The following is a 20,562-nucleotide window of genomic DNA, read 5'->3' as shown; positions in this document are numbered from 1 at the left end:
CAATACTCTACCAAACTCAAATCAATTATAATGAGACCAAAATTTCATGGTGTAGCTCCCGCATTAGTAACGCCGATGCATGAGGATGGGAGTATTAACTACGATGGATTAAAATCATTAATCCAACACGTAAGCGACGGAGGTGTAGATTATTTGGTTGTTCAGGGAACAACAGGTGAGTCAGCAACAACTTCTAAAGACGAAAAGAAACGTGTTTTGGAATTTGTCAAGGAACACAACTACAAGAACCTTCCAATCGTGTACGGTGTAGGTGGAAACAACACGCCAGAAGTGGTCAAATATTTGAAGGAAGTAGATTTGACAGGTGTAGACGCTATCTTGTCAGTATGTCCATATTATAACAAACCTGGGGCTCGTGGTGTGATTGCACACTATACTGCCATTGCTGATGCTTCGCCAGTACCTATGATTATGTATAATATCCCTGGTCGTACAGGTATTAACATGGCTGCATCAACAACGTTGACATTGGCTCAGCATCCCAACATTATCGGTATCAAAGAAGCATCTTGTATTATCGAACAATGTATGGAAATCTATAAAGGAAAGCCAGAAGACTTCTTATTGATTTCGGGCGATGACGTGCAGGCTGTTCCAATTATTGCTTGTGGTGGTGTAGGGGTTATGTCTGTGATTGCAAATGCTATTCCTACCAAATTTACTAACATGATTCACGCAGCATTGGATGGTGATTTTAAAGGTGCTCGTGATGTATTGGGTGATTTCTTAGCGATTGACCCATTGTTGTATGAGGAAGGAAACCCAGTGGGAGTGAAGAAGATTCTTGAAATTAAAGGTCTTGCTGAATCTCATGTTCGTTTGCCATTAGTGAAAGCTTCGGAAGAATTAGGCGAAAGAATGAAAGTGGTTTTGGCCAACGATAACTTATAGTATTTTTGTCGCCTCAGGCTTTTGCTTGGGGCGATTTGCATTTTTTGAATGGTGAGTTAGTGAATTGTGCGTGATTTTACCAAATGCTTTTTTATTTAACGCATACGGCTTACAGCCTAAAGCTTTATAATGTAATAACATTTTGTTACCTGTAAATAAAATTTAACTATGTTCGTTCATATTGTAAACTTCTGGTTGAAGCCAGATTTGTCGGTAGAAGACCGTCAGAAATTTGTGGAAGGGGTAAGTTCACTTGGAACAATCAAAGGTGTGGTAACATTCAATGTTGGTACTCCTGCCGATACCGACCGCCCTGTGATTGATAAAAGCTATGATTATAACCTTTTAACAGTTTTTAACAACATAGAAGGACACGATAAATACCAAGTTGACCCAATCCACCTTAAATTTGTGGAAGAATGTAAACATCTCTGGGATAGAGTACTAATTTATGATGCAGAAAGTATTTAATAATCCAATAGGAAAAGGGCTGGCTTCGATATTATTTATCGGGTTAGTTTTGTCTTGTAACAAACCACCCTCAACGAGTTCTTACTATCGCCCGAATTACGAAAGAGGAGGTTATGACTCTGGTGTTGGCTTAAATTTTGGTATTGATGAAAAATATCCTATCGAAATTTTGCAAGGAACAGACAAACCTGCAAATGCTTTTGAGGAGATAGAAAACCTAAAAATTGAGGGTGAATATCCACTTACAACTGACCAAGAATATAAAGGTCGTATGTTGAAAAGAGGAAATGATGAGCAACAAAAAAGAGACTTGTTGAAACAAATGGTTGAAAAAGCACAGGATTTAGGTGCAAGTGGCTTAATGAATGTGAATTATAAAGTATTCTCAACAGCTTCAACTTCAGGCTATATTTTGACTGGAAAAGCTTTTAGATATGTCATAAAGCCACAAGTAAAGCCTGCTAAGAATTACTAACAGTGTTTATTGAGTGAATGGTGGTTGAGTGAATGAGTGATTATTTTTAATATGAATTTTAAAAAATCACTCATTCACTCAACCACTAAATCGCTCAATTAGAGATAACTCATCATAATCAGCTCAACATAACTACCCTATCTTATTTACAAAAATTATAGGCTGCTGATAAATGATTCTTTTTGCCAGTTTCAAAAACTGTATGTTTTTGATAAACCTTTCCTTTCAATACATCATTCATAAAGGTTAAAATATAGGCTTGATTTTGATTGAAAAGTTCAGCACTGTATTCATGACCACCTCCACAATACGTGTACAAATGCGTCATTCCTTTCATACTTTTCAAATGATTGAAAATGGAATAAGACCCAAACAACATCAACCATCCCGATGAATTTACTGGACAATAATGGTGAGCAGCGGTGCCATACGGAACAGTAACATCGCCATTTCCATGAAAGAAAAATATAGGTAGTTTATTTTCGCGGGTAATTAAATTCAAATCCATAATAGCCCCAGCACCCGAAATTAACCCAGCATATTTGAATCCTTCAGGAAGGGTTTTGCCATACATTGCCATCAGTTTTTGGTTCCAGAAAGCCGCATGTAATATAGTTTCACCACCAGCGCTTGAGCCTGCAATAAAGATTTTTGCTGGATCGATATGATAGGTGCTAGCATTATCAATAAAAAATAAAGTCGAAAGCCATAAGTCATTCACGCCAAAATTAAACGCCTTTATTTTTTCTGGTAAAATGCCATCACAACTAAACTTTTTGTTTTTCATATATAAGGTATAGCTGATAGTTGCCGCAGCATAACCATTTTGAGCCATGAATTTGCAAAAAGAATGTCCGCCATCACGCGAGCCACCAGAAAAACCTCCGCCATGTACGAATATTACTAATGGAAGATTATCGGAAGATGCACTATTTTCTGGTAAAAATAAATCTAAGTCCAAACTTAAAGTATCATTTTTGAAATAGGTTAAAGTTTGGTGTTTTTGAGCAAAACCTTGGCTGCCACAAAATAAAAGCAATGCTAAAAGAATACGTTTTAAGTTTTTCATAAAATGTTTAGGGGCTTTGTTCCCAGAGATAATTTACTAGATAAACTGATTTTTTATACAAAATAGATATTCAATCAACATCATTTGATGTATCTGAAAGAACTAAAGTAATATATAAATCAATACGTCTGTTTATATTCACCTAAAATAAGACAGGCACAAAAGTACAAATGCTTCTTTGTGGGTTATGAATCTAAAATATTTATTTTAACCTAATTTATGTGTATGTTGTTGATAATTAATTGTTTAAGTTAGGCGTTAGGCTGTTTTTCAACAGAATAGCAATCCTTTAACTTATCATGACTCTTTAAGTTATTAAGCTTCGGTAAGTCAAGTGGTTTGGAAAAAAACTCAATGACAGAAGGGTAAGTCCAAGCTCTAGTATAATCATTGGTATCTATCGATGATGAAACCATGATGACTTTTATTGTAGAAGAAAAGTACCTTTTATTGAGGCTTTCCAAAAAATCCCAGCCATTCATTTCTGGCATATTTATATCCAAAAATATGATGTGGACATCCATTGGAGTATCATGTGAGGTAATGTAATCGAGTATACCTAAACCATTCAAAAATTGATTTGGACTATAACCCAATCCAGCTTTCTCTATGAGTAGCTTATGGAGTAGTTGAATAGCGCTATCGTCATCAACAATTGAAACGTGTATTGTTCTGTTTTTAGTAGTAATTGATTGATTTACATTCATTTCTAATTTTTTTACAGAATATGTTTTATTAGTGATTTCTTTAATAATTTGATCAATTTCAAAAGCTGATGCAATAATATGCTCTAGACATTGGCTTTGCATTTCAACATCCTCTATTCCTTCTTTTAATAATAATACTAGCCCCATCAATCTCGAAAGTGGTGCTCTTACTACATGAGACTGCATCCAAGCAATATCTTTTAGGGTTTTATTCTGTACTTCAACAGCTTTAAAGTATCTATTTCTGTCGGTAACATCATGAGCAATTTCAAAAATTAGATTCTGACTTCCCACCTCTATCATGCAACTATACACCTCCATATCGAAAACTACTCCAGCTTTATTTCGGTGTTTTGTCTCAAATACTTGACGTGAGTTTTTGCTAATTAACTCAAATTTCTTCGTTACATCTTCTTCTGAGGTATTTATGTTCAGAATGTTTAAGCTAGAGAAATCCTTTCTTGACCAGCCATAAAAACTAATACAAGCTTCATTGACATCGACAAATTGTCCATTATCAGGGTTGATAATATACATAATAGAGGCACTACTTTGAAAAATACTTCTGAACCGGCTTTCACTTTCTACAAGCGCTAAAGATGCGGCTCTTCTTTCGGTGATATCAACCACGATGGCCACAAATAAATTTTCTTGTTCAATATCAATAATTTGTAAGTGAACTTCGACGGGATATTGTGTTTGGTTTTTTCTCCGATGTATAGTCTCAAATATCAACTTTTTCTTTTGTCCGTTTATCAACGGAGCAATTAGTTCTTGGAATTGTCTTTGATTGATTAGGGGTTTAATATCAATAGGAGTCAAATACGCTAATTCTTCTGCGGTATAGCCGATGTTATCTTGTGCTGCTTTATTGGCGCCAATAAACCTTAAGGTATTGGTATCGAACATATAGATTTCATTCAACAAATTTTCAAATATGTTGCTGTACTTCAATACTTCATTATTGGCATATTTTTCCTTTGTAATATTTTTACTAAATACAGATACACCCACAACCTGATTGTCGAGTAAAATAGGGTTCATAGATACCTCCAAATAGAAAATTTTATTGAGTGTTGGCAATCTATCATTAAAGTGCAATACTCTGTTTTCTAGTACTTGTTTGTATCGGCTTTGCCACTCATTTTTGATTTCATTAGGTAAAGCATCGAGAATATTGATTCCTTTTACGAGGTCAACTCCAAATGATTCGAGGTAGTCTTTTCGTACAACTTTATTGGCATATATAATCTCAAACCTATCATTGATAGACCAAATGCTCTCTGAAGAACTATCCAATATGGCTATGAGATTAGCTTCACTTTCTTTTAGTGCTTTTTCTGCTAGCCGAATATTGGTAATATCTGTACTCATGCCAGCAACTCCAATCAATTGATTTGAAGCATTTCTAACAGGAAACTTCACACTGATGAAATTTTTCCACTCATTGTTTATCAACAACCCTTCTTCAATAAAGATAGGCGCTTCAGTATTTTGTGCTTGGTAATCATTTGATACAAATGTTTGAGCAAAATCTTCATGGAAAAGATCAAAATCTGATTTTCCTAAGGCCAGCTCCTTTTTTATACCTAAAACATTCTCCCAGGTTGTATTGACAACAGTATAAATTCCTTGCAGATTTTTTACATAAATTATAGATCCATTATTATTGATTATATTCTCAAAAAGTTGTTGCGTTTCTGTTATTTCTGCCACAAAGTTTTGTCTTTCAAAAATATTGGTCAACATTTCTGCCGTCATTTTGAGAATTTGCTCATCATATTTATCTACTCGCTGAATTTGACTATTAAATTCTATTCCAACAAAACCTATACATTCATTTGAAGATAAAATGGGAGTAATCTTCAAATTGATATTTTTAGCATGTAGGCTATATAGCCTATTTTGTTGAAGGTGCCTATACATTTCGGTGTAGGTCAAATCATCTTGTAAGTGTATAATTTTATTTGAATGGGTATTGGGCTTAATCCACTCGTTTTTTATTTCAAAACTGTGCTTTGATACGTATTTACCTATAAAAAAGTGTTCAACATTAATAAATAGTCCTATTTCTTGTAAAACAGTATTGATATTAGAGTCGGCCTCACTTGGTGAAATATTAATATATCTTAGAAAAGTGCGCATTAATATGTCTTGTAATTGACTCAAATAGCTAAGATTATCAAACGTCTCTTTGGTATTAGTAATATCTCTACTTATACCTTCGATTGCAACGAGTTCTCCAGAAGCATTCAGGATAGGAACATTACGCTGCTCTATCCAGATAGTTTCTCCGCTTTTTTTTACCCATCGCATCACGACTGGTGACTCAAAGAAATTATTACTATTTGCCAATTCTTGGAAAGAATTTTTATCTTCGTCAAAGATGATTCTGTGTGCAAGTTCAAAGTCATTGTAAAATTCTTCTGGGGCATATCCTACAACATCCTTTAAGGAGGGACTTATATATGAAAAGTGTTTTTGTGGTATTAGTTCAAGCCTTGATATTACATCTATGATGTTTTCAGTGAGTCGTTTATACTTACTTTCACTTTCTAGCAAAGAGTCAAATACTTGTTTTTGTTCAGTGATATCAACGAACGTACAAAATATACGACAAGGCTTAGATTCCTCATCATTAAATTCAGGGATTGCATTTACACGTACCCATTTCATTGTATCGAAGCTTTCTGTTTTGAAACCAATTACTTCTCCAATAATCGGTTTACCAGCTTTCAGCGCTCTATAAACGGGTAGGCTATCTGTCGAGATAAGATTACTATTTCCATCAAAGAATTGTGCATTACCGAGTAGTTTGGCTCTACCATTAGTTTTTGAAATATCAACTCCAAAAATTTTAGAAGCACTAGGATTGGCTCTAATAATAGCGCCTTCTCGGTCTTGATACACAAGACCTTCTGACATATTCTCAAAAATCTTACGAAATTCTTGCTCACTTTCTCTTAATGAGTTCTCTATCTTATATCTGAGTGTAACATTTTGTATCAACTCAGCTACTACTTTCAATAATTCAATCTCATCTTTTTCAAATATTCGTTGATAATTAATTGTCATTAGACCTAGTAAGCCAATAACTTTATCTCGTTCAAAAAAAGGTATTACTATCACCGAACCGACAGACTCTGTGGTTAACCCATCAAAGATTCGAGGATAAGATCTCAATTCATCAATATGGTTAATATAAAGTAACCCATTATCTAGTAGATTTTTAAAAACAGGTTCTACTTCCTCTATCGAAATTTCAAGTAAAGGGTCTTTATCTGACAAGGGTATTCCCGAACACAGCCATTCGTGGGTTTTAACAAGCTTATTTCCGTTTTCTTCGTAGGTATAAATAAAAGCCTTTGATGTTTGTGTTGACTTCCCTACTGTTTCGAGGATATTTACAAGTTCCGTTTGAAAATCTTGATAAGGCTTATTTATAAATGTAATGGACAGTTTGGCAAGGGTACTTTGTAGTTGATTTAAACGTTCATATCTTAATTCTTCTTCTTTTTTGCTCGTTACATCTTTCGCAATGCCTATATGTTTATAGACTTGGGCGTTTTCATTGTAAAGAGCAAATTTTATTACTTCAAACCATCTGCAACTTTCATTAGGTAATAGGATTCGAATCGTTGTATTGATAGAATTAGATGTGTTTTCAAGATATTTTTGTTGCGCACTTAGAAATAAAGGTAAATCCTCTTGATGGATGATTGAATAGAAGTCCTGAATTATCAAAAAATCTCTATCATAAACAGAAAGTATATCTCTAAAGTTTTTATTTACAAATAACATCTTGCTGTTGGTGCTATCAGTAATCCATAGAATTTCACCAATCCTCTCTGTAATACTTGTAAAAACATACTGATTTTCCTCCAAATCAATCTTAGATATTACTCTTTCGGTAACATCAATGAAAGACAAAATCGTAAAACGCTTAAGTAGTTTAAATGATATGTCGAAATACTTAGTTGTTCCATCTTGACAATTGATTTTAACATCGACTGGTACAAATGAATCCTTTCCAGTTTGAACTTTTACAATACCCTCAGCCCAGTTGTTATAAATATTTTTTCGATAGTTTTCGTCAGGAAAAGCTAGTGATAACCAACTTTCCATCGAAAGCAAATCATTGTTTGTATACCCTATTTGTCTAGTAAAAATTTCATTAATAACTATTTTATCATTCTCAAAATCATACGCCATCATGGCTACAGGAGCGAGCTCAAAAAGCTCGGCCAATAAAATATCAGAAGAAGATGTAAGTTCTCGAACAAAAAGAACAATCTCCTTTTCAGTCAAAAAAAAGCTTAGTTCATGCTCAATTTTTGTAGGAACATACAATTTTACAATTGAAATAGTGCCTTGGTTATTGCTAAGTTGAGAGTCTAAGTGTGCTGTTGTTAAATCATAATTTTGTTGAAAAAAATCAGCGACATTTAGGCTTTCTATATTCCCCCATAATTTCTCAAATTCCTTTTGATAATGTAGTGGAACCCAATCAAAATTAAAAGTGATATAAGTACAACCAAATTCTTTGAGCTTATTAATGAGATACTCAGTTTTTATCATTTGTTATTAGTAGTTTATTATATATCTAATGACGATTTGTACAATAACAACAAGTGGATGAGAAAGCCGAATACTTATCTGTTAACTCAGATTGGTAAGTTAAGGTGTTGATTTATAGTAGATTATATTTTAATGGTTAGGTGTGATATTTGCGTAAATACTTGGAGTAGTTGCGCCGCTAAATGGAACCAATTGATGAGATAAGTAATCTAAAAAAGATTTTTAACGCAAAACACACCATCTTAATTTATTGGTATTTATAGATTAAATTTTGATTCTACAAATAGAATATAAACAATCATCAATATAAATACTCCAAAAGTTAATTTTATGACTTAAAAGATATTTGCGTGATTATGTATGACATAATTGGCGGTTTTTTATTTTAGCAGTAAAATGAACCTGATTTTGATACCATTAAGAATAAGAAGAATGATTATGAATAGTATGGATTAGCCAGTTAACTATGCTTATTTCCTAGAGGAATACTTTTTCCATTTACAAATTGGTGCCTTTAAGTATCAGGAAAGATTAAGTTAATAGTATATTTTTAGGTGTGGATTGGGTGTAAGAGATTGATTGTGAGTCTCTAAAGGGTATGCTGTTGGATAATAATGTCTTCCAACTTATGTATTAATGACAAAGGTATATTTATCTACAACATTTGATTTGAGCAATGTCATAATATCTACAGTGACTATAATTAAGCTTTCAATCTTCGATTCAATATTTTCGTTTGTAAATCTTGTAATGTCCTGTATGTTAGAATGTTTGGTGTTTTTTTAAATGTAGTACAAACGAAATATAGCGACTTGATCTACTAGATATTAACACAATAGGCGAGGAGGAAATCATTTTCCTTTACATTTTCAAGGTTGTCAAACTAACGGTTTACCTTTCAAAGATGTCTTTTTTAGAGAGAGGTATTTTGGTGTTTTTTATCACAACATTTTTAGTATTATACTTCTCAATTTTATCCTTGTTGACTATAAATGCCCTGTGAATTTGAATGAATTTTGAGGGAGGTAATAGTTCTAAAATTTGCGAAATAGTAGCGCGAGATTTAAACGTTTTTTCATTAGTATAAAATAGTAAATAATTACCTTCTGAATTGATAAAATTAATGTCTTCTAAGGGTAACTCGACTTTATATTCGCCATCTTTTACCAAAATGGACGGTTTGGGCTTGTCTTCCTTCGAAGATTTTATGATTGCCAATTCAATAGATGCTATCAAGTCGCTGTTTTTAAAAGGTTTGGTGAGGTAAGAATAAGGCGACGTCGCAACAGCTTCACTGATGATGTTGGTATTTTCGTACGCAGTCAGATAAATGAACGGCACTTTCTGTTTGTTTTGAATGAGATTTCCCAAACTAATGCCATCCATTTCTCCATCACCAAGATTGATGTCAAGAATAGCAAGATCAACCAATTCTTTATTAAGAATTGCTAAGGCTTCATCGGCATTTTTTGCTTCTAAAACTTGGTAGCTATTTTCTTGAAGAATTTTCTTAGTAAGCCTTCTATTCAGAAAATCATCTTCTACAATTAGTATTACTTTTGAATTCATTGTTGTGGTTGTTAAAAGCACATTTTCAGTTCAAACCCTTTTTTGAGCTGTGTTTCCACTGTGCCGTTGAGTTGGTCAATTAGTCCATTCATGATTTCTACCCCAAGCCCTTTGGTTTGTACATTCTTAAAATCAAAACCAACACCATTGTCAATGTAGAGCAGACAATTCTTTTTTGTGTTTTTCTCTTGTGTGATTTCGATATTGATAATGCCTATTGTTTGATTTTTGAAGGCATGTTTCATACTATTGCTAACCAACTCGACAATAATCAAACCCAATGGTAGTGCCTTTGTTATAGACAACGTCTCGATTTCACAAGTGATAAACAGGCTCACATTTTTTTCTTTGATGTCGTACGAGCCCTTGACGAGTTCGGAGAGGTCGGTTACATATCGTTTCAAGTCTACTTCGTTGACACTTTCAGAAACATTCAATTTTTTATGGAGTAAAGCAATCGAATGAATCCGATTTTGGTTGCTTCTTATCAGGTCGTCAATGTTGCTATTACTGGCCGATTCTTTCTGGATTTCTAAGATGCTGATAACATACTGCAAGTTGTTTTTTACTCGGTGTTGCAGTTCTGAAAGGAGCACCTGTTTTTGCCTCATCGTTTTCTCTATTTCCTCTTTTTGAAGGCTTATTTCTTTGTTTTTATCTTTCAAAAGTGCATTGTTTTTTTGTTTTTGACGGTTATTCCGAATCAAAATAATGGTCAGAATACCGAAAAAAACAAGAAACCCAATGAGTGTATTTTGTCTGATAGAATTGTTGTACTCTTTTTTAGCTTCTACTAATTCTCGTTCACGTTGTTTGATGGTATTGACAATATTTTGCGTCTGAAAAATTCTAGAAGTGGTGTATAGACTATCGTTAGAGGCATTTACGATTTTTAGATAATTAATGGCTTTGGCGGCATTTTTGTGTTCGTAGATTTTAGCTAAAAGTTTGGCTGCGCTTATGGTAAGCACTAAGTTTTTGAATTGTCGGCCTCCTTCTAAGGCTTTTTCCGCATAAAAAATAGCCGAGTCGGGTTGGTTCATCGCCCGAAAAACCTCTGCCAAATCAACTGACTGCTCAGATTCTAAAAAAGGATTGCCAAATTTGTTTGAGAAACTAATCGCAGTTCTTAGATAATGTAATGCCTGTGGGTAGTTTTTGCGTTTTTTTTCTACCCTTCCCATTACTGCATTGGCATAGGATACCTCTATAGGAATATTCAATTTTCTACAATTAGTATCTACTATTTTTGCATAATACATGGCAGAGTCAAATTCGTTTAGATTTTCGTAAACTTCGCCAAGATTATGATAAATTAGCCATTTCCCGTGATTGGGAAGCGATTCTATTTCGGGATGGTTTTTGGCTTTCAATAACCATTCTAATCGGTGTTGACTATCTTGTTGTTTTTCGTAAACAAGAGCGATTAAGTTATAAAAAACGATTTCCAGCTTAGGGTATTTTGCTTGACTAACCTGCAAGCCTTCATAAGCCGACTGCATACCATTTTGCCAGTCGCCTGTGATGGTGGATACGAAGCTCAATGCCTGTAAAGAAACTAATTCTCCATAAGTATAATTGAGTTTTCGGGCAAGTTTGATTGACTCAGTTGCATATATTACTGCTTGGTGAGGTGCTGTCATGGTATGATACCTTGCCAAATGCCATAAGCTAATTACTCTGTTGGTGTCCTCAATAACCTCTTTCAAATTTTGTTTTAATCTATCTACCTCTTTTGTAGGCAGACTAAGTGGTTGACTAAAGCCAGCGGTAGCAGAAATTATTATAATTAAAACGGCTAATTTGATTATCAATTTCATGGTTCGTTTTTGTAAACAAATTAGGAATAAACGTGTCGTTGGAATAATGAATCATAAAAGAACTGGTAAAAGTAGCCTATAAATTTGACATAAAAACACCTTTTTCTTTTCTGTTTTGCCTGAAAAGAAAAAGGTGTTTTATAATATATTTCACAAAAAAGCAATTTTGTAAGATATAAACTATTTAGGAGACGCCACTACATTGATATTGCTTATTTTGTTAGTCCAATCACCATCGGCAACCCAATCTGAGGTTAATTCAAGGCTTTTTCCATTCGTAGGCCCATTTTCGTAAATAATGATTTTATAACCTTTTGGAACCTTGATAGAATTGATTTTGTCATTCCAAGCCATATTACTTGCAGCCGACCAGTTTGTTGTAATCGAAAGTTGATTACCTGTGAAATTTTTTGATGTAAATAACTGAATAGGAGCAATCACCTTTATGTTACTAATCTTATTTTTCCATTTACTGTCAGCTACCCAATCTGAAGTCAATTCGAGGCTCATTCCTTCAATTCCTGCATAGTGCTCATAAATAGTTACCCTATAACCTTTTGGTATTTTTATTGAATTAATATTGTCATTCCATGCTTTATTGCTACTAGCCTCCCAACTACTTGAAATCTCAAGTTTTTCACCTGTATAGTTGTTTGATTTGTAGAGAGATACTTGAGCGGACATTTTTGTTACAACTAAAAATGTTAATATGATAATTGATAAGATTACTTTTGGCTTCATGATTACAAATAATAAGATTGTTTACCTACTCTAAATCAGCATTTTCAGCATCCTGCTTTTAACAAATTATTTTAATCCTCTAAGTTATAATAGGCTTTTACAGCATTATAATCTGAGAAATCTACCGCTGCTTTACGACCACCGCGGATATCATTTGCGGGGATAATTACGATACGAGTTGAAGCTGAAAGTGATACTGTAGAAGCTACTTTTCTATAAATATTTATTCCTGCGGTGTTTCCACCAAAAGTTGTTTCATAGTATAATTCATGTTCAACTCCATTTGCTGGGACAATACCAGGGATAGCATACCAACCATAAGAGGTTGCGTTATTTGGTGTGGCATTGGTCATATAGACTAATATAGCACTACTATTCATTATTGCAGTCGTGACATTAGAAGGTAAAATAAATTGTTGACCTGAACCTTTTGTAGCCGTCCAAGTTTTGGCTGCGTATGAGATTTGAATCACGTTGGCATTACCAGTTTGCCCAGCAGGTCCTGTTGCACCAGCCGGCCCCGCTGGTCCGGCCACTCCAGCGGGGCCAGCAGGGCCAACTCCGCCTTCTGGACCTTTACAATTTGTAAATAGTAAACCACAACACAATACTGATAAAATTACTGACAGAAAAGATGTTTTTTTCATTGCTATTGCGTACCTCCGCCGAGTGTTTAATTGCTTAAGATTCGATTATACAATGAATTTAGATTGACCAGTAAAGGCTACAAAATTTCTGGGATAAAACGCCGATTTTAGGGATAGAAAGTGGATGTGTTGCTCAACTCAATACCCAAGTAATGCTCTTGATTTTTATAGCCTTGATCTTTTAATCTGATAAATACTTTTCTAAGTCTAGTAAATTTAGTGTGGGATTTAAGTCTTCAAATAAGTTGCTGTAAAGCTCTTTTGAGACCAAATACATTATAATTGCGTGATTTTTTCATCAGGCGTCATGCTCGACAATAAATCTTTGGTACGTTGTTCAGGGTGGCGTAATGTATTGGAAAAAACGACCTTGATAGTGTTGTTTTTCTGGAAAATAAAATGAAAAACGTGTTTCTGTACCTTCAAATCCACCATGTACATAACGGTGGCGAACAGGCGTATTACGCCATTCGTCTTGGTCGACATAAGGTTTTAAAAATACAGTATCCTTTGTGGATAATTGGTATTTACCTTTCAAATTATCTTGTGCATGAACTAAACATACAGTAAAACAAAAAATGGCTGTTAGTAGTATTTGAGAGATTTTCATTGGTTTGATATGTGAATGTCAATAAAAACTAAGGTTTTAAAATTGAATTAATCCAGCAATCAAAGACATTTGTTAATGTACTCTGATTGCTGGATTATGCTTAATTAAAGTTATAACTTATGGTCAAATAAAATGCTCTGGGTTGTGTAGTGCGAGCTCCCCAAACAGCATTTGGATTTGCATCACGTTGTGCTTTGATAAAATTTTCAGGCGTTGTACTTGCTGGAAATCCTCCGGGCGGATACCATCCAGTAACACCAAGGGTATTCAACACGTTGTTGATATTAAAATTGGTATTGATGTTTTTGGTTAGGTTATATCCGAAAGTAAAATCTAATTGATTATAAGCTGCCATATCAAAAGCACCGAATGAGTTTGCAGGAGACCTCCCAACATATCTCCATGATAGAGAAGTGTTGAATCTTTCAGTGCTATAGCTTGGAGTTATTGAAGCAAGTACCTTTGGTGTCAAAGGAATAGATGCATCTTTTATTTCTATAATTTTATCATCCGCTTTTCCAGGGTTACCTACATCCCCAAAACTTTTATAAACGTACTTTGGGATTCCCTCGTATATTGAAGTTTGTAGAAATTTTGACATTGCTTTCGAATTCTATACCAATAGACCTTTGGTTGCTGTACAAAGGAGGAGTATTGTAAAATGTATTTGGAATGGTATCGTTGGCAAAAGCAGATTCGGCTAAATTACTAATTTGACTATGAAATGGTGTTACGAACAAATTGAATTTATCGGTTTGTACTTTGTAACTAAGTTCAATCTGGTTCATTTTAATTGGTTCAAGATATAGATACTCCGAAGATTCTTTTGTGCGAGGCTGTGTGATTCGGCTAATATCTGGTGCTTTCTAACCAATAGAGTATCGTACATACACTGCTTGTTTATCGCTAATTTTATAGTTTAAAGCACTTGAAAATGATAGACTTTTATAAACTCTATCATAAGACCAAGGAGTTGTAGCAACTAAGGATAAATTATCATACTCTGTTAATGGATTTTTGTCATATCCACCTGCAAACAAAAGAGGGAAATCTAACTGGCTGGTACTTTGAGCTTCGGCATTTCCTACAAACTGCGTATAGTTGTACCTAAAGCCATAATCTAAAGTGAATTTATTCCCAATAGGGGAGGTTTGTCCAAAAAATACATCTAATCTATTATTCGTCAATATATTATGAGCATAAAAAATCTCATTATTTTTATATCCATAAGGGGTTGTTACTTGAGTTACAGTACCATTAGGAGCGGTAACGCTTACGGCTAATGGAGAAGGACGGTTCTCTAATGTTGACAAGTATTGTCCTGCAAAACCACTTTCATGATCTACTTTCGATCTTCCAAAATAGGTTCCAAATGTAAAATTTGATTTACCTATTTGTTTATGAATTTCTAATTGATCAATAATTTCATCTACATTCACATTCAGGGCATTACCCATACCAAAAAAAAGCCATTATTAGGTAGCTTGTCCAATGGAGTACTAAATACGCCTGGAGCAGTTTGAGTACTTCTGTAATATTCTTCTCCTATTAGTGCATTTTTTACACTCAACGTACCAATTCTTGGTGTACCAAATAAAGTATTTGCACCAACATTGCCCCACATACCCGGTAAACCTGTAGCATCAATACCAGTAGCACCTACCCCAAGTACATATTGCATATTCCATTGAGAAGACTTGTTAGAGTATTTAAAATTATTGCTGATTCTCCAGCCATGTCTTAAATCTGATATTAATGAGCTTTCAAATATTTATAATTTATTACCAGAGCAGTTTACCATGAAAGAAATCCAAGATATTTATGAAACTATTCTTGAGAAGACTTTTATCAGAACTAACTTTCAAAAGAAAATACTTGAATTAGATGTTTTAGAGAGATTAGAGAAAAAATTTACTGGAGCCAAAAATAAAGCTCCATATCTATACAGAGTCAAAAAATAAGATACCAAAGTTTTCATCTTGTCGAAGTCCTCTTGACTTTTGATAGAACTGCATAAAATCAAAAAGTTGTTGATATTGGTTTTGAAAGTCAAAGTATCACTAGAGTTATTTGAGCCAAAACATTTGAAACATCACCGCACCACGAAGTTGACATCTTCGTGGTGCGGGTTCCTTATATCTATCTAACCAAAATTGTATCTACATCACTATTAAAGTCAACAGCAGGTATGTTTAATACTAATTTCTTTCTTTTAAGCAAGATAAACGATGACCCTTTGTTCTTCTGGATGGTATCACCTACTATTAATGCCCGATATAATTTTCTACCACTTATTTCGGGATCGAATCTTTTTTTATACCAATGTGATTTTTTGTCTAAATCTACACAGTGATATTTATAAGTCCCTTTGTCTCCTTCATCTTCATTTGGCTTTGAAATAAGTAGGTACAAATAGGAATCATTAATAAATGTATCGTTTGCAGATTTTATAGCCATTGGCTCTATTATAAATTTAAAGACCAATATTCCTACGAAACCTAAGATTGTGAAAATTAAATTTTTATTTTTCATGTAACACCATTACACAAGTAAAAAAGAAGGTTCTATCTAACTAGGACTGTATCAACTTTATTGATATAATTAAAGGTAACGGGTATCTTTAGTATCAAATGTTCCCTTTTTAATAAAATAAAGGATACTCCCTTTTTCTTTTCAATTGTATCTCCAACCAAAACCTTATTATAAAATACTCTACTACCAATCATAAAACTGGTATTTTTACCTTGTAAATCAATACATAGATAAGAGTAATACCCTTTATTACTATCATCTTGTTTTGGTTTGATTTTTAGAACATATTGATAAGAATTATCAATAAAATCATCTTCTTGGTTCTTTTCCATTAAGTCAAAAAGATAATATGTTGATATTAGAAAAAGTATTCCTATTACAATCCAAAAGATTTTTTTCTGTCCCATATTTTATTCTTCATTCAATAATGTTGTTCGACTGATTTTCAGCACCACCACCTGCTTCCGCTCCAAAAGTTAAGTTAAATGTGTTAAATCCTTTTGAAGAGCATTCAAATTTTCGAATGTAACCAACCCTGTCGTTTCTTTACTATTGAGCTTTGATAGTCGTTTGAGTAATAAAAACCTTTTTGTCTATCTATCTTGGCATCCCATCTGGATCTATAAAACGAAGTGGGTTATTATACGCATAGTTATTAGGTGAAAGCAGGTAATATTTTTCAGCCAGCAGGTCAATTGTCATCCATCTACCCAACTCAGGGTAATACATCCTTGCACCATCACCCAATCTTCTCGCAATTATACCTATTCTCATTTACTAAATTTTGCTCGGGATTGATGAAGGTTTTATGGATTGGAATCCTGAGAATTTGCTAGTACTGGCTTGGAAGCCAGCACTAGCAGTGAAAAACTGAAGCTAAATATTTTGCTGTATGACCTTCTCCACTTATGTCAAATACTACAAACCTTTCCGCTCTTCCAGCCACTCCTAATATCTTTCCTAAAAATGCTAAATCAGCTTTAGCACCCCAAAATTTTAAAATCCTTCTTATTGGTATAAGAGATATAGCAACTTGCTTGAGCGATTCCTGATTATAAATTTGTTTCCCCTCGTCAGACATCGTCATTGATACATCTATTGAAGGATAATAATATTGACCTTTAGAATTTTTATATCCTCCATTAAAAAGGGTTTCTCTGTTTTCCCTTTATCCTTATCCCCATAACAAAGTGCATATCAGGCATGTTTGTCAACTTTATTTTATACCTTGTTTCAATTGATTTGTTAAAGTTTTGATAAACCCTTCTTTATCCTTCTTACCTTCCTCAATTATTGCTTTTATCGAATCTGGTAACGTTAAATACTTATTAGCCCAAAGTTGTATTTCTACTATTACTGGCAATAAATCTATTCCCTTTTCTGTGAGTTTATAAAGCATCTTAGCCTTGCTGTCGGGGTGTTCTAATTTCTCTATTATGTTATGTTCTTCAAGGTTTAATAGCCTTGAAGTCAATATGTTAGTGGCTATTTTTTCTTCCGATTTTAAAAAGTCACCAAATGTAGATTTATTATAAAATATCATATCTCGCATGATAAGTAATGACCACTTATCACCAAAAATATCAAGTGATGAACTTACAGGGCATTCTGACCTTTTGGCTGTTTTTTTCATTTTTCTTAAAAATTAATTCAAAATACACTTGCATTTTGCAAGTAAATAAATATACCTTTGTGCTGTCACTTGCAAAATGCAAGTAAATTTAGGGATTAATATTCAAAGGTAAATAATGAAACTAACAATTTTAATAACAGGTGCTTCTTCGGGCTTTGGTTTGCTTGTAGCAAACGAGCTTCATAGCAAGGGTTATAATGTAATTGGTACAAGTCGCAACCCTGAGAAATATGCGTCAACGTTACCTTTCAAAATGATTGCATTGGATCTAGACTCTGAACAGTCGATAAATACTTTTTCAGAAAGGCTTTTCAAAGTAACCACTCAATTGGATGTTCTTATCAATAATGCAGGGTTTTATGTGTCAGGGATTGCTGAGGAAACACCAATTGAGCTAGGAAGACAACAATAAGAAACTAACTTTTGGGGGACTATCAAGGTCACAAACGCAATTTTACCACATTTCAGAAAACAAAAATCTGGTAAAATCATCACCATAGGTTCAATCATTGGGCTTGTTTCATTTCCTAATACCGCCTATTATGCTGCTTCCAAACACGCTTTAGAAGGGTACTTCAAATCATTGCGTTATGAATTGAATGAGTTCAATATTGATGTTTCAATGATTGAACCAGCTGCTTTTAAGACGAATATTATAAATAACTCTTCTGCTGCCGTAAATAAAATTGTAGACTACAACTCTCTAAGAAATAAAATTCAAAAATTCTCTGACGAATTATTAGATAAAGCCGAAGACCCCAAACTCGTAGTAGATAAAATTCTTAAAGTAGTCCAAACAGATAATCCTCAATTCAGAAATATTGTAGGTAAAGGCACTTCTATATTAATCAATTTGCAACATTTTGCTTATGAGCTTTTAGAAAAAAATGTACTAAAACAGTTGAACAAGTAAGCATTCTTTAACATTGAAAAAAATAACAAAATGAAACATTTAATTATCTTTTCGCATTTGAACCCCAAAAGTTTTACAAAAGCAATTGTAGATGAAGTTGAAAAAAAAGCCATTGCCAGTGGTGACGAAGTGAAAATCATCGATTTATATGGCGAGCAATTTAATCCCGTTTTAGGAAGGCCGATATTGCCCACCAATTTATGGGACAAGCAATGCCCGACGATGTGAAGAAATATCAAGAGATGATTACTTGGGCAGACCATTTGACGGTGGTATATCCAATGTGGTGGGGACAAATGCCTGCAATGTTAAAAGGCTTTATTGATAGAGTTTTTTCGTATGGATTCGCTTTTAGTATTTCTGAAAATGGAGCAGAAGCTTTGTTAAAGGGCAAAACTGCAAAAGTTTACATCAATACCAATACTCCTACAGCTGTATATGAAGTTACCCAAATGAACACAGCACAACAACGTATAATTGATGACGGTGTTTTTGGATTTTGTGGTATAGATACTGAAATTACTTTTTTTGGTCAAGTCTCAAGTGGGACTGATGAACTCAGAAAAGGATATTTAGAAACAATTGCATAAGCCATGCCATGAAACAAGATAAAATTATTTACTGGGTTACCACAGCATTGATAAGTCTAGGCTCTTTACTTGCTGTCTATTGGTATTTTACGGATATAAAAATAGTAGAATCTTATAAGCACTTTGGCTTTCCTGCATATTTTAGGATACAAGTTGGGATTTCAAAACTCGTCGGTGCAATAGTTTTAATAGTGCCTTTTTTTCCTGCAAAAATGAAAGAATGGGCCTACGCAGGATTTGGGATACTTTATATTTCGGCTGCTATCATTCATTATATGGTAGGTGACCCAACTGCAAATCTTGTTGTTCCGTTAATAAATCTTGTAATTCTTACGGTATCAAATATTTATTATTCAAAAATTAAAAATGCTTAAAATACTAGTAACGGCTTTACTTTTAATCGGATTTATCAGTACGGCACATTCTCAAAATACTACGGATATGAGTAATAATGGACAATATACCTACGCAACAGTTCCTACGCAGTTTGTAGAAGCTAATGGTATTAAGGTCGCTTATCGCTCTTATGGCAAAACAGGAGATATTCCAGTGATTTATTTTAACCATCTAACGGCAAACCTTGATAATTGCGACCCAAGAATTATGGATGCCATTGCCCAGACTCGTCAAATAATTTCTTTTGATTACAGAGGCGTTGGCGCAACGACGGGCAAACAAGGAACTAGTATTGCCGACATGGCAACAGACGCTATTGCTTTTATTCATGCCTTGGGTTACAAGAAAGTTGATATTTTGGCATTTTCGATGGGGGGATTCATTACTCAAGAATTACTTTTGGTAGAACCTCAATTGGTTCGCAAAGCAATTCTTGCAGGAACAGGGCCAAGAGGTGGAGCAGGCGTTAGTGATGTGGTGGGTTTAACTTATAAAGATATTTTTAAAGGAGTTTTTTCTTTCAGAGACCCTAAGTTTTATTTATTTTTTACTCAAAATGAAGTTGGTAAAGTTGCGGCAAAAGATTTCTTAAAAAGATTAAAAGAAAGAAAAGAAAACCGTGATAAAAAAGTTAAATTGAGTGTATTAAAAGCCCAATTAAAAGCTATTGAAACATGGGGACATGAGCAACCTGCCGATTTGAGCGTTTTCAAATTGCCCGTTTTTATTGCTAATGGCGATGCTGATAGAATGGTGCCAACACCAAATTCTTACGATATGGCAAGGCGATTTCCAAATGCTACGCTAAAAATATACCCAAACTCAGGTCACGGTGGTATTTTCCAATATCATCAAGAGTTTATTCCTCAAGCCATTGAGTTTCTAAACAAATAAATCAA

The 20,562-nt window shown here is 34.0% G+C and carries 22 protein-coding genes and 2 pseudogenes; 8 read left to right on the top strand and 16 right to left on the bottom strand.

What is annotated here, in order from left to right; all coding sequences use genetic code 11:
- Positions 1–30 precede the first annotated feature (30 nt).
- The 3 genes from dapA (at position 31) to QM491_RS00260 (ending at position 1,858) form a co-directional block, all read left to right on the top strand.
- Positions 31–912, top strand: a complete 882-nt coding sequence (dapA, locus tag QM491_RS00270) for a 4-hydroxy-tetrahydrodipicolinate synthase (protein ID WP_283325260.1) — start codon at positions 31–33, stop codon at positions 910–912.
- A gap of 168 nt (positions 913–1,080) precedes the next feature.
- A complete protein-coding gene (locus QM491_RS00265; RefSeq protein ID WP_283325259.1) occupies positions 1,081–1,383 on the top strand; it encodes a Dabb family protein in 303 nt (100 codons plus the stop codon).
- Positions 1,364–1,858, top strand: coding sequence for a hypothetical protein (locus QM491_RS00260; RefSeq protein ID WP_283325258.1), 495 nt, complete (start codon positions 1,364–1,366; stop codon positions 1,856–1,858). The genes QM491_RS00265 and QM491_RS00260 overlap by 20 nt, the downstream gene beginning before the upstream one ends.
- Before the next feature lie 142 nt (positions 1,859–2,000).
- Here the strand turns inward: QM491_RS00260 and QM491_RS00255 are convergent, their stop codons facing one another.
- From QM491_RS00255 to QM491_RS00205, 11 genes are all read right to left on the bottom strand, one after another.
- Positions 2,001–2,927: an alpha/beta hydrolase gene (locus tag QM491_RS00255; RefSeq protein WP_283325257.1), complete on the bottom strand. Its 927-nt coding sequence runs from the start codon at positions 2,925–2,927 to the stop codon at positions 2,001–2,003.
- Positions 2,928–3,178: 251 nt separating this feature from the next.
- Positions 3,179–8,212: a PAS domain S-box protein gene (locus QM491_RS00250; RefSeq protein ID WP_283325256.1), complete on the bottom strand. Its 5,034-nt coding sequence runs from the start codon at positions 8,210–8,212 to the stop codon at positions 3,179–3,181.
- Between the two features lie 891 nt (positions 8,213–9,103).
- Positions 9,104–9,781 carry a LytR/AlgR family response regulator transcription factor gene (locus QM491_RS00245; protein WP_283325255.1) on the bottom strand — a complete coding sequence of 226 codons (678 nt, stop codon included), beginning with the start codon at positions 9,779–9,781 and terminating at the stop codon, positions 9,104–9,106.
- Positions 9,782–9,792: 11 nt separating this feature from the next.
- On the bottom strand, positions 9,793–11,601 hold the full coding sequence (locus tag QM491_RS00240) for a tetratricopeptide repeat-containing sensor histidine kinase (RefSeq protein WP_283325254.1): 1,809 nt from the start codon (positions 11,599–11,601) through the stop codon (positions 9,793–9,795).
- A 180-nt stretch (positions 11,602–11,781) separates the two neighbouring features.
- A complete protein-coding gene (locus tag QM491_RS00235; protein ID WP_283325253.1) occupies positions 11,782–12,285 on the bottom strand; it encodes a beta/gamma crystallin domain-containing protein in 504 nt (167 codons plus the stop codon).
- A 128-nt stretch (positions 12,286–12,413) separates the two neighbouring features.
- Positions 12,414–12,989: a collagen-like protein gene (locus QM491_RS00230; protein ID WP_283325252.1), complete on the bottom strand. Its 576-nt coding sequence runs from the start codon at positions 12,987–12,989 to the stop codon at positions 12,414–12,416.
- Positions 12,990–13,326: 337 nt separating this feature from the next.
- Positions 13,327–13,599, bottom strand: coding sequence for a hypothetical protein (locus QM491_RS00225; protein WP_283325251.1), 273 nt, complete (start codon positions 13,597–13,599; stop codon positions 13,327–13,329).
- A 100-nt stretch (positions 13,600–13,699) separates the two neighbouring features.
- Positions 13,700–14,200, bottom strand: a complete 501-nt coding sequence (locus tag QM491_RS00220) for a TonB-dependent receptor domain-containing protein (RefSeq protein WP_283325250.1) — start codon at positions 14,198–14,200, stop codon at positions 13,700–13,702.
- Entirely contained in the window at positions 14,145–14,387 is a 243-nt protein-coding gene (locus tag QM491_RS00215; protein ID WP_283325249.1) for a hypothetical protein, read from the bottom strand. The genes QM491_RS00220 and QM491_RS00215 overlap by 56 nt, the downstream gene beginning before the upstream one ends.
- A 78-nt stretch (positions 14,388–14,465) precedes the next feature.
- Complete coding sequence (locus QM491_RS00210; protein ID WP_283325248.1) at positions 14,466–15,056, bottom strand: hypothetical protein; 591 nt, start codon at positions 15,054–15,056, stop codon at positions 14,466–14,468.
- Positions 15,041–15,280: a hypothetical protein gene (locus tag QM491_RS00205; protein ID WP_283325247.1), complete on the bottom strand. Its 240-nt coding sequence runs from the start codon at positions 15,278–15,280 to the stop codon at positions 15,041–15,043. Before QM491_RS00205 ends, QM491_RS00210 begins: the two co-directional genes overlap by 16 nt.
- A gap of 16 nt (positions 15,281–15,296) precedes the next feature.
- Here QM491_RS00205 and QM491_RS00200 point away from each other — a divergent pair, with 16 nt between their 5' ends.
- A complete protein-coding gene (locus QM491_RS00200; RefSeq protein WP_310589534.1) occupies positions 15,297–15,560 on the top strand; it encodes an NrtR DNA-binding winged helix domain-containing protein in 264 nt (87 codons plus the stop codon).
- 178 nt (positions 15,561–15,738) lie between these two features.
- Here the strand turns inward: QM491_RS00200 and QM491_RS00195 are convergent, their stop codons facing one another.
- From QM491_RS00195 to QM491_RS00175, 5 genes are all read right to left on the bottom strand, one after another.
- Positions 15,739–16,131 (bottom strand): hypothetical protein, encoded by a 393-nt coding sequence (locus QM491_RS00195; protein WP_283325246.1) that lies wholly within the window; start codon positions 16,129–16,131, stop codon positions 15,739–15,741.
- Positions 16,132–16,163: 32 nt separating this feature from the next.
- Complete coding sequence (locus QM491_RS00190) at positions 16,164–16,538, bottom strand: hypothetical protein (RefSeq protein ID WP_283325245.1); 375 nt, start codon at positions 16,536–16,538, stop codon at positions 16,164–16,166.
- Positions 16,539–16,728: 190 nt separating this feature from the next.
- Positions 16,729–16,905: an RHS repeat-associated core domain-containing protein gene (locus QM491_RS00185; RefSeq protein WP_283325244.1), complete on the bottom strand. Its 177-nt coding sequence runs from the start codon at positions 16,903–16,905 to the stop codon at positions 16,729–16,731.
- Positions 16,906–16,987: 82 nt separating this feature from the next.
- Positions 16,988–17,212 carry a hypothetical protein gene (locus QM491_RS00180; protein WP_283325243.1) on the bottom strand — a complete coding sequence of 75 codons (225 nt, stop codon included), beginning with the start codon at positions 17,210–17,212 and terminating at the stop codon, positions 16,988–16,990.
- A 135-nt stretch (positions 17,213–17,347) separates the two neighbouring features.
- Positions 17,348–17,764 carry a winged helix-turn-helix transcriptional regulator gene (locus QM491_RS00175; protein WP_283325242.1) on the bottom strand — a complete coding sequence of 139 codons (417 nt, stop codon included), beginning with the start codon at positions 17,762–17,764 and terminating at the stop codon, positions 17,348–17,350.
- A gap of 115 nt (positions 17,765–17,879) precedes the next feature.
- Between QM491_RS00175 and QM491_RS00170 the strand changes: the two are divergent.
- From QM491_RS00170 to QM491_RS00150, 4 genes and pseudogenes are all read left to right on the top strand, one after another.
- Positions 17,880–18,677: pseudogene (locus QM491_RS00170) on the top strand (SDR family oxidoreductase).
- 30 nt (positions 18,678–18,707) lie between these two features.
- Positions 18,708–19,267: pseudogene (locus QM491_RS00160) on the top strand (NAD(P)H-dependent oxidoreductase).
- 8 nt (positions 19,268–19,275) lie between these two features.
- The gene (locus QM491_RS00155; RefSeq protein ID WP_283325239.1) at positions 19,276–19,641 is read left to right on the top strand and encodes a DoxX family protein; all 366 of its coding nucleotides are present in this window, start codon (positions 19,276–19,278) and stop codon (positions 19,639–19,641) included.
- Positions 19,634–20,557: an alpha/beta fold hydrolase gene (locus tag QM491_RS00150; RefSeq protein WP_283325238.1), complete on the top strand. Its 924-nt coding sequence runs from the start codon at positions 19,634–19,636 to the stop codon at positions 20,555–20,557. Before QM491_RS00155 ends, QM491_RS00150 begins: the two co-directional genes overlap by 8 nt.
- The last annotated feature ends 5 nt before the right edge of the window (positions 20,558–20,562 follow it).

Source organism: Flectobacillus longus (genome assembly GCF_030056705.1).
Taxonomy (GTDB): Bacteria; Bacteroidota; Bacteroidia; order Cytophagales; family Spirosomataceae; genus Flectobacillus; species Flectobacillus longus.
This window is presented reverse-complemented; position numbering and strand designations above follow the sequence as displayed.

What these genes read in the sequence shown, in the direction of transcription:
- dapA (WP_283325260.1), top strand. Translation starts at nt 31, where the DNA reads ATGAGACCAAAATTTCATGGTGTAGCTCCCGCATTAGTAACGCCGATG.
- QM491_RS00265 (WP_283325259.1), top strand. Translation starts at nt 1,081, where the DNA reads ATGTTCGTTCATATTGTAAACTTCTGGTTGAAGCCAGATTTGTCGGTA.
- QM491_RS00260 (WP_283325258.1), top strand. Translation starts at nt 1,364, where the DNA reads ATGATGCAGAAAGTATTTAATAATCCAATAGGAAAAGGGCTGGCTTCG.
- QM491_RS00255 (WP_283325257.1), bottom strand. Translation starts at nt 2,927, where the DNA reads ATGAAAAACTTAAAACGTATTCTTTTAGCATTGCTTTTATTTTGTGGC.
- QM491_RS00250 (WP_283325256.1), bottom strand. Translation starts at nt 8,212, where the DNA reads ATGATAAAAACTGAGTATCTCATTAATAAGCTCAAAGAATTTGGTTGT.
- QM491_RS00245 (WP_283325255.1), bottom strand. Translation starts at nt 9,781, where the DNA reads ATGAATTCAAAAGTAATACTAATTGTAGAAGATGATTTTCTGAATAGA.
- QM491_RS00240 (WP_283325254.1), bottom strand. Translation starts at nt 11,601, where the DNA reads ATGAAATTGATAATCAAATTAGCCGTTTTAATTATAATAATTTCTGCT.
- QM491_RS00235 (WP_283325253.1), bottom strand. Translation starts at nt 12,285, where the DNA reads ATGTCCGCTCAAGTATCTCTCTACAAATCAAACAACTATACAGGTGAA.
- QM491_RS00230 (WP_283325252.1), bottom strand. Translation starts at nt 12,989, where the DNA reads ATGAAAAAAACATCTTTTCTGTCAGTAATTTTATCAGTATTGTGTTGT.
- QM491_RS00225 (WP_283325251.1), bottom strand. Translation starts at nt 13,599, where the DNA reads ATGAAAATCTCTCAAATACTACTAACAGCCATTTTTTGTTTTACTGTA.
- QM491_RS00220 (WP_283325250.1), bottom strand. Translation starts at nt 14,200, where the DNA reads ATGTCAAAATTTCTACAAACTTCAATATACGAGGGAATCCCAAAGTAC.
- QM491_RS00215 (WP_283325249.1), bottom strand. Translation starts at nt 14,387, where the DNA reads ATGAACCAGATTGAACTTAGTTACAAAGTACAAACCGATAAATTCAAT.
- QM491_RS00210 (WP_283325248.1), bottom strand. Translation starts at nt 15,056, where the DNA reads ATGGGTAATGCCCTGAATGTGAATGTAGATGAAATTATTGATCAATTA.
- QM491_RS00205 (WP_283325247.1), bottom strand. Translation starts at nt 15,280, where the DNA reads ATGCAATATGTACTTGGGGTAGGTGCTACTGGTATTGATGCTACAGGT.
- QM491_RS00195 (WP_283325246.1), bottom strand. Translation starts at nt 16,131, where the DNA reads ATGAAAAATAAAAATTTAATTTTCACAATCTTAGGTTTCGTAGGAATA.
- QM491_RS00190 (WP_283325245.1), bottom strand. Translation starts at nt 16,538, where the DNA reads ATGGGACAGAAAAAAATCTTTTGGATTGTAATAGGAATACTTTTTCTA.
- QM491_RS00185 (WP_283325244.1), bottom strand. Translation starts at nt 16,905, where the DNA reads ATGAGAATAGGTATAATTGCGAGAAGATTGGGTGATGGTGCAAGGATG.
- QM491_RS00180 (WP_283325243.1), bottom strand. Translation starts at nt 17,212, where the DNA reads ATGTCTGACGAGGGGAAACAAATTTATAATCAGGAATCGCTCAAGCAA.
- QM491_RS00175 (WP_283325242.1), bottom strand. Translation starts at nt 17,764, where the DNA reads ATGAAAAAAACAGCCAAAAGGTCAGAATGCCCTGTAAGTTCATCACTT.
- QM491_RS00155 (WP_283325239.1), top strand. Translation starts at nt 19,276, where the DNA reads ATGAAACAAGATAAAATTATTTACTGGGTTACCACAGCATTGATAAGT.
- QM491_RS00150 (WP_283325238.1), top strand. Translation starts at nt 19,634, where the DNA reads ATGCTTAAAATACTAGTAACGGCTTTACTTTTAATCGGATTTATCAGT.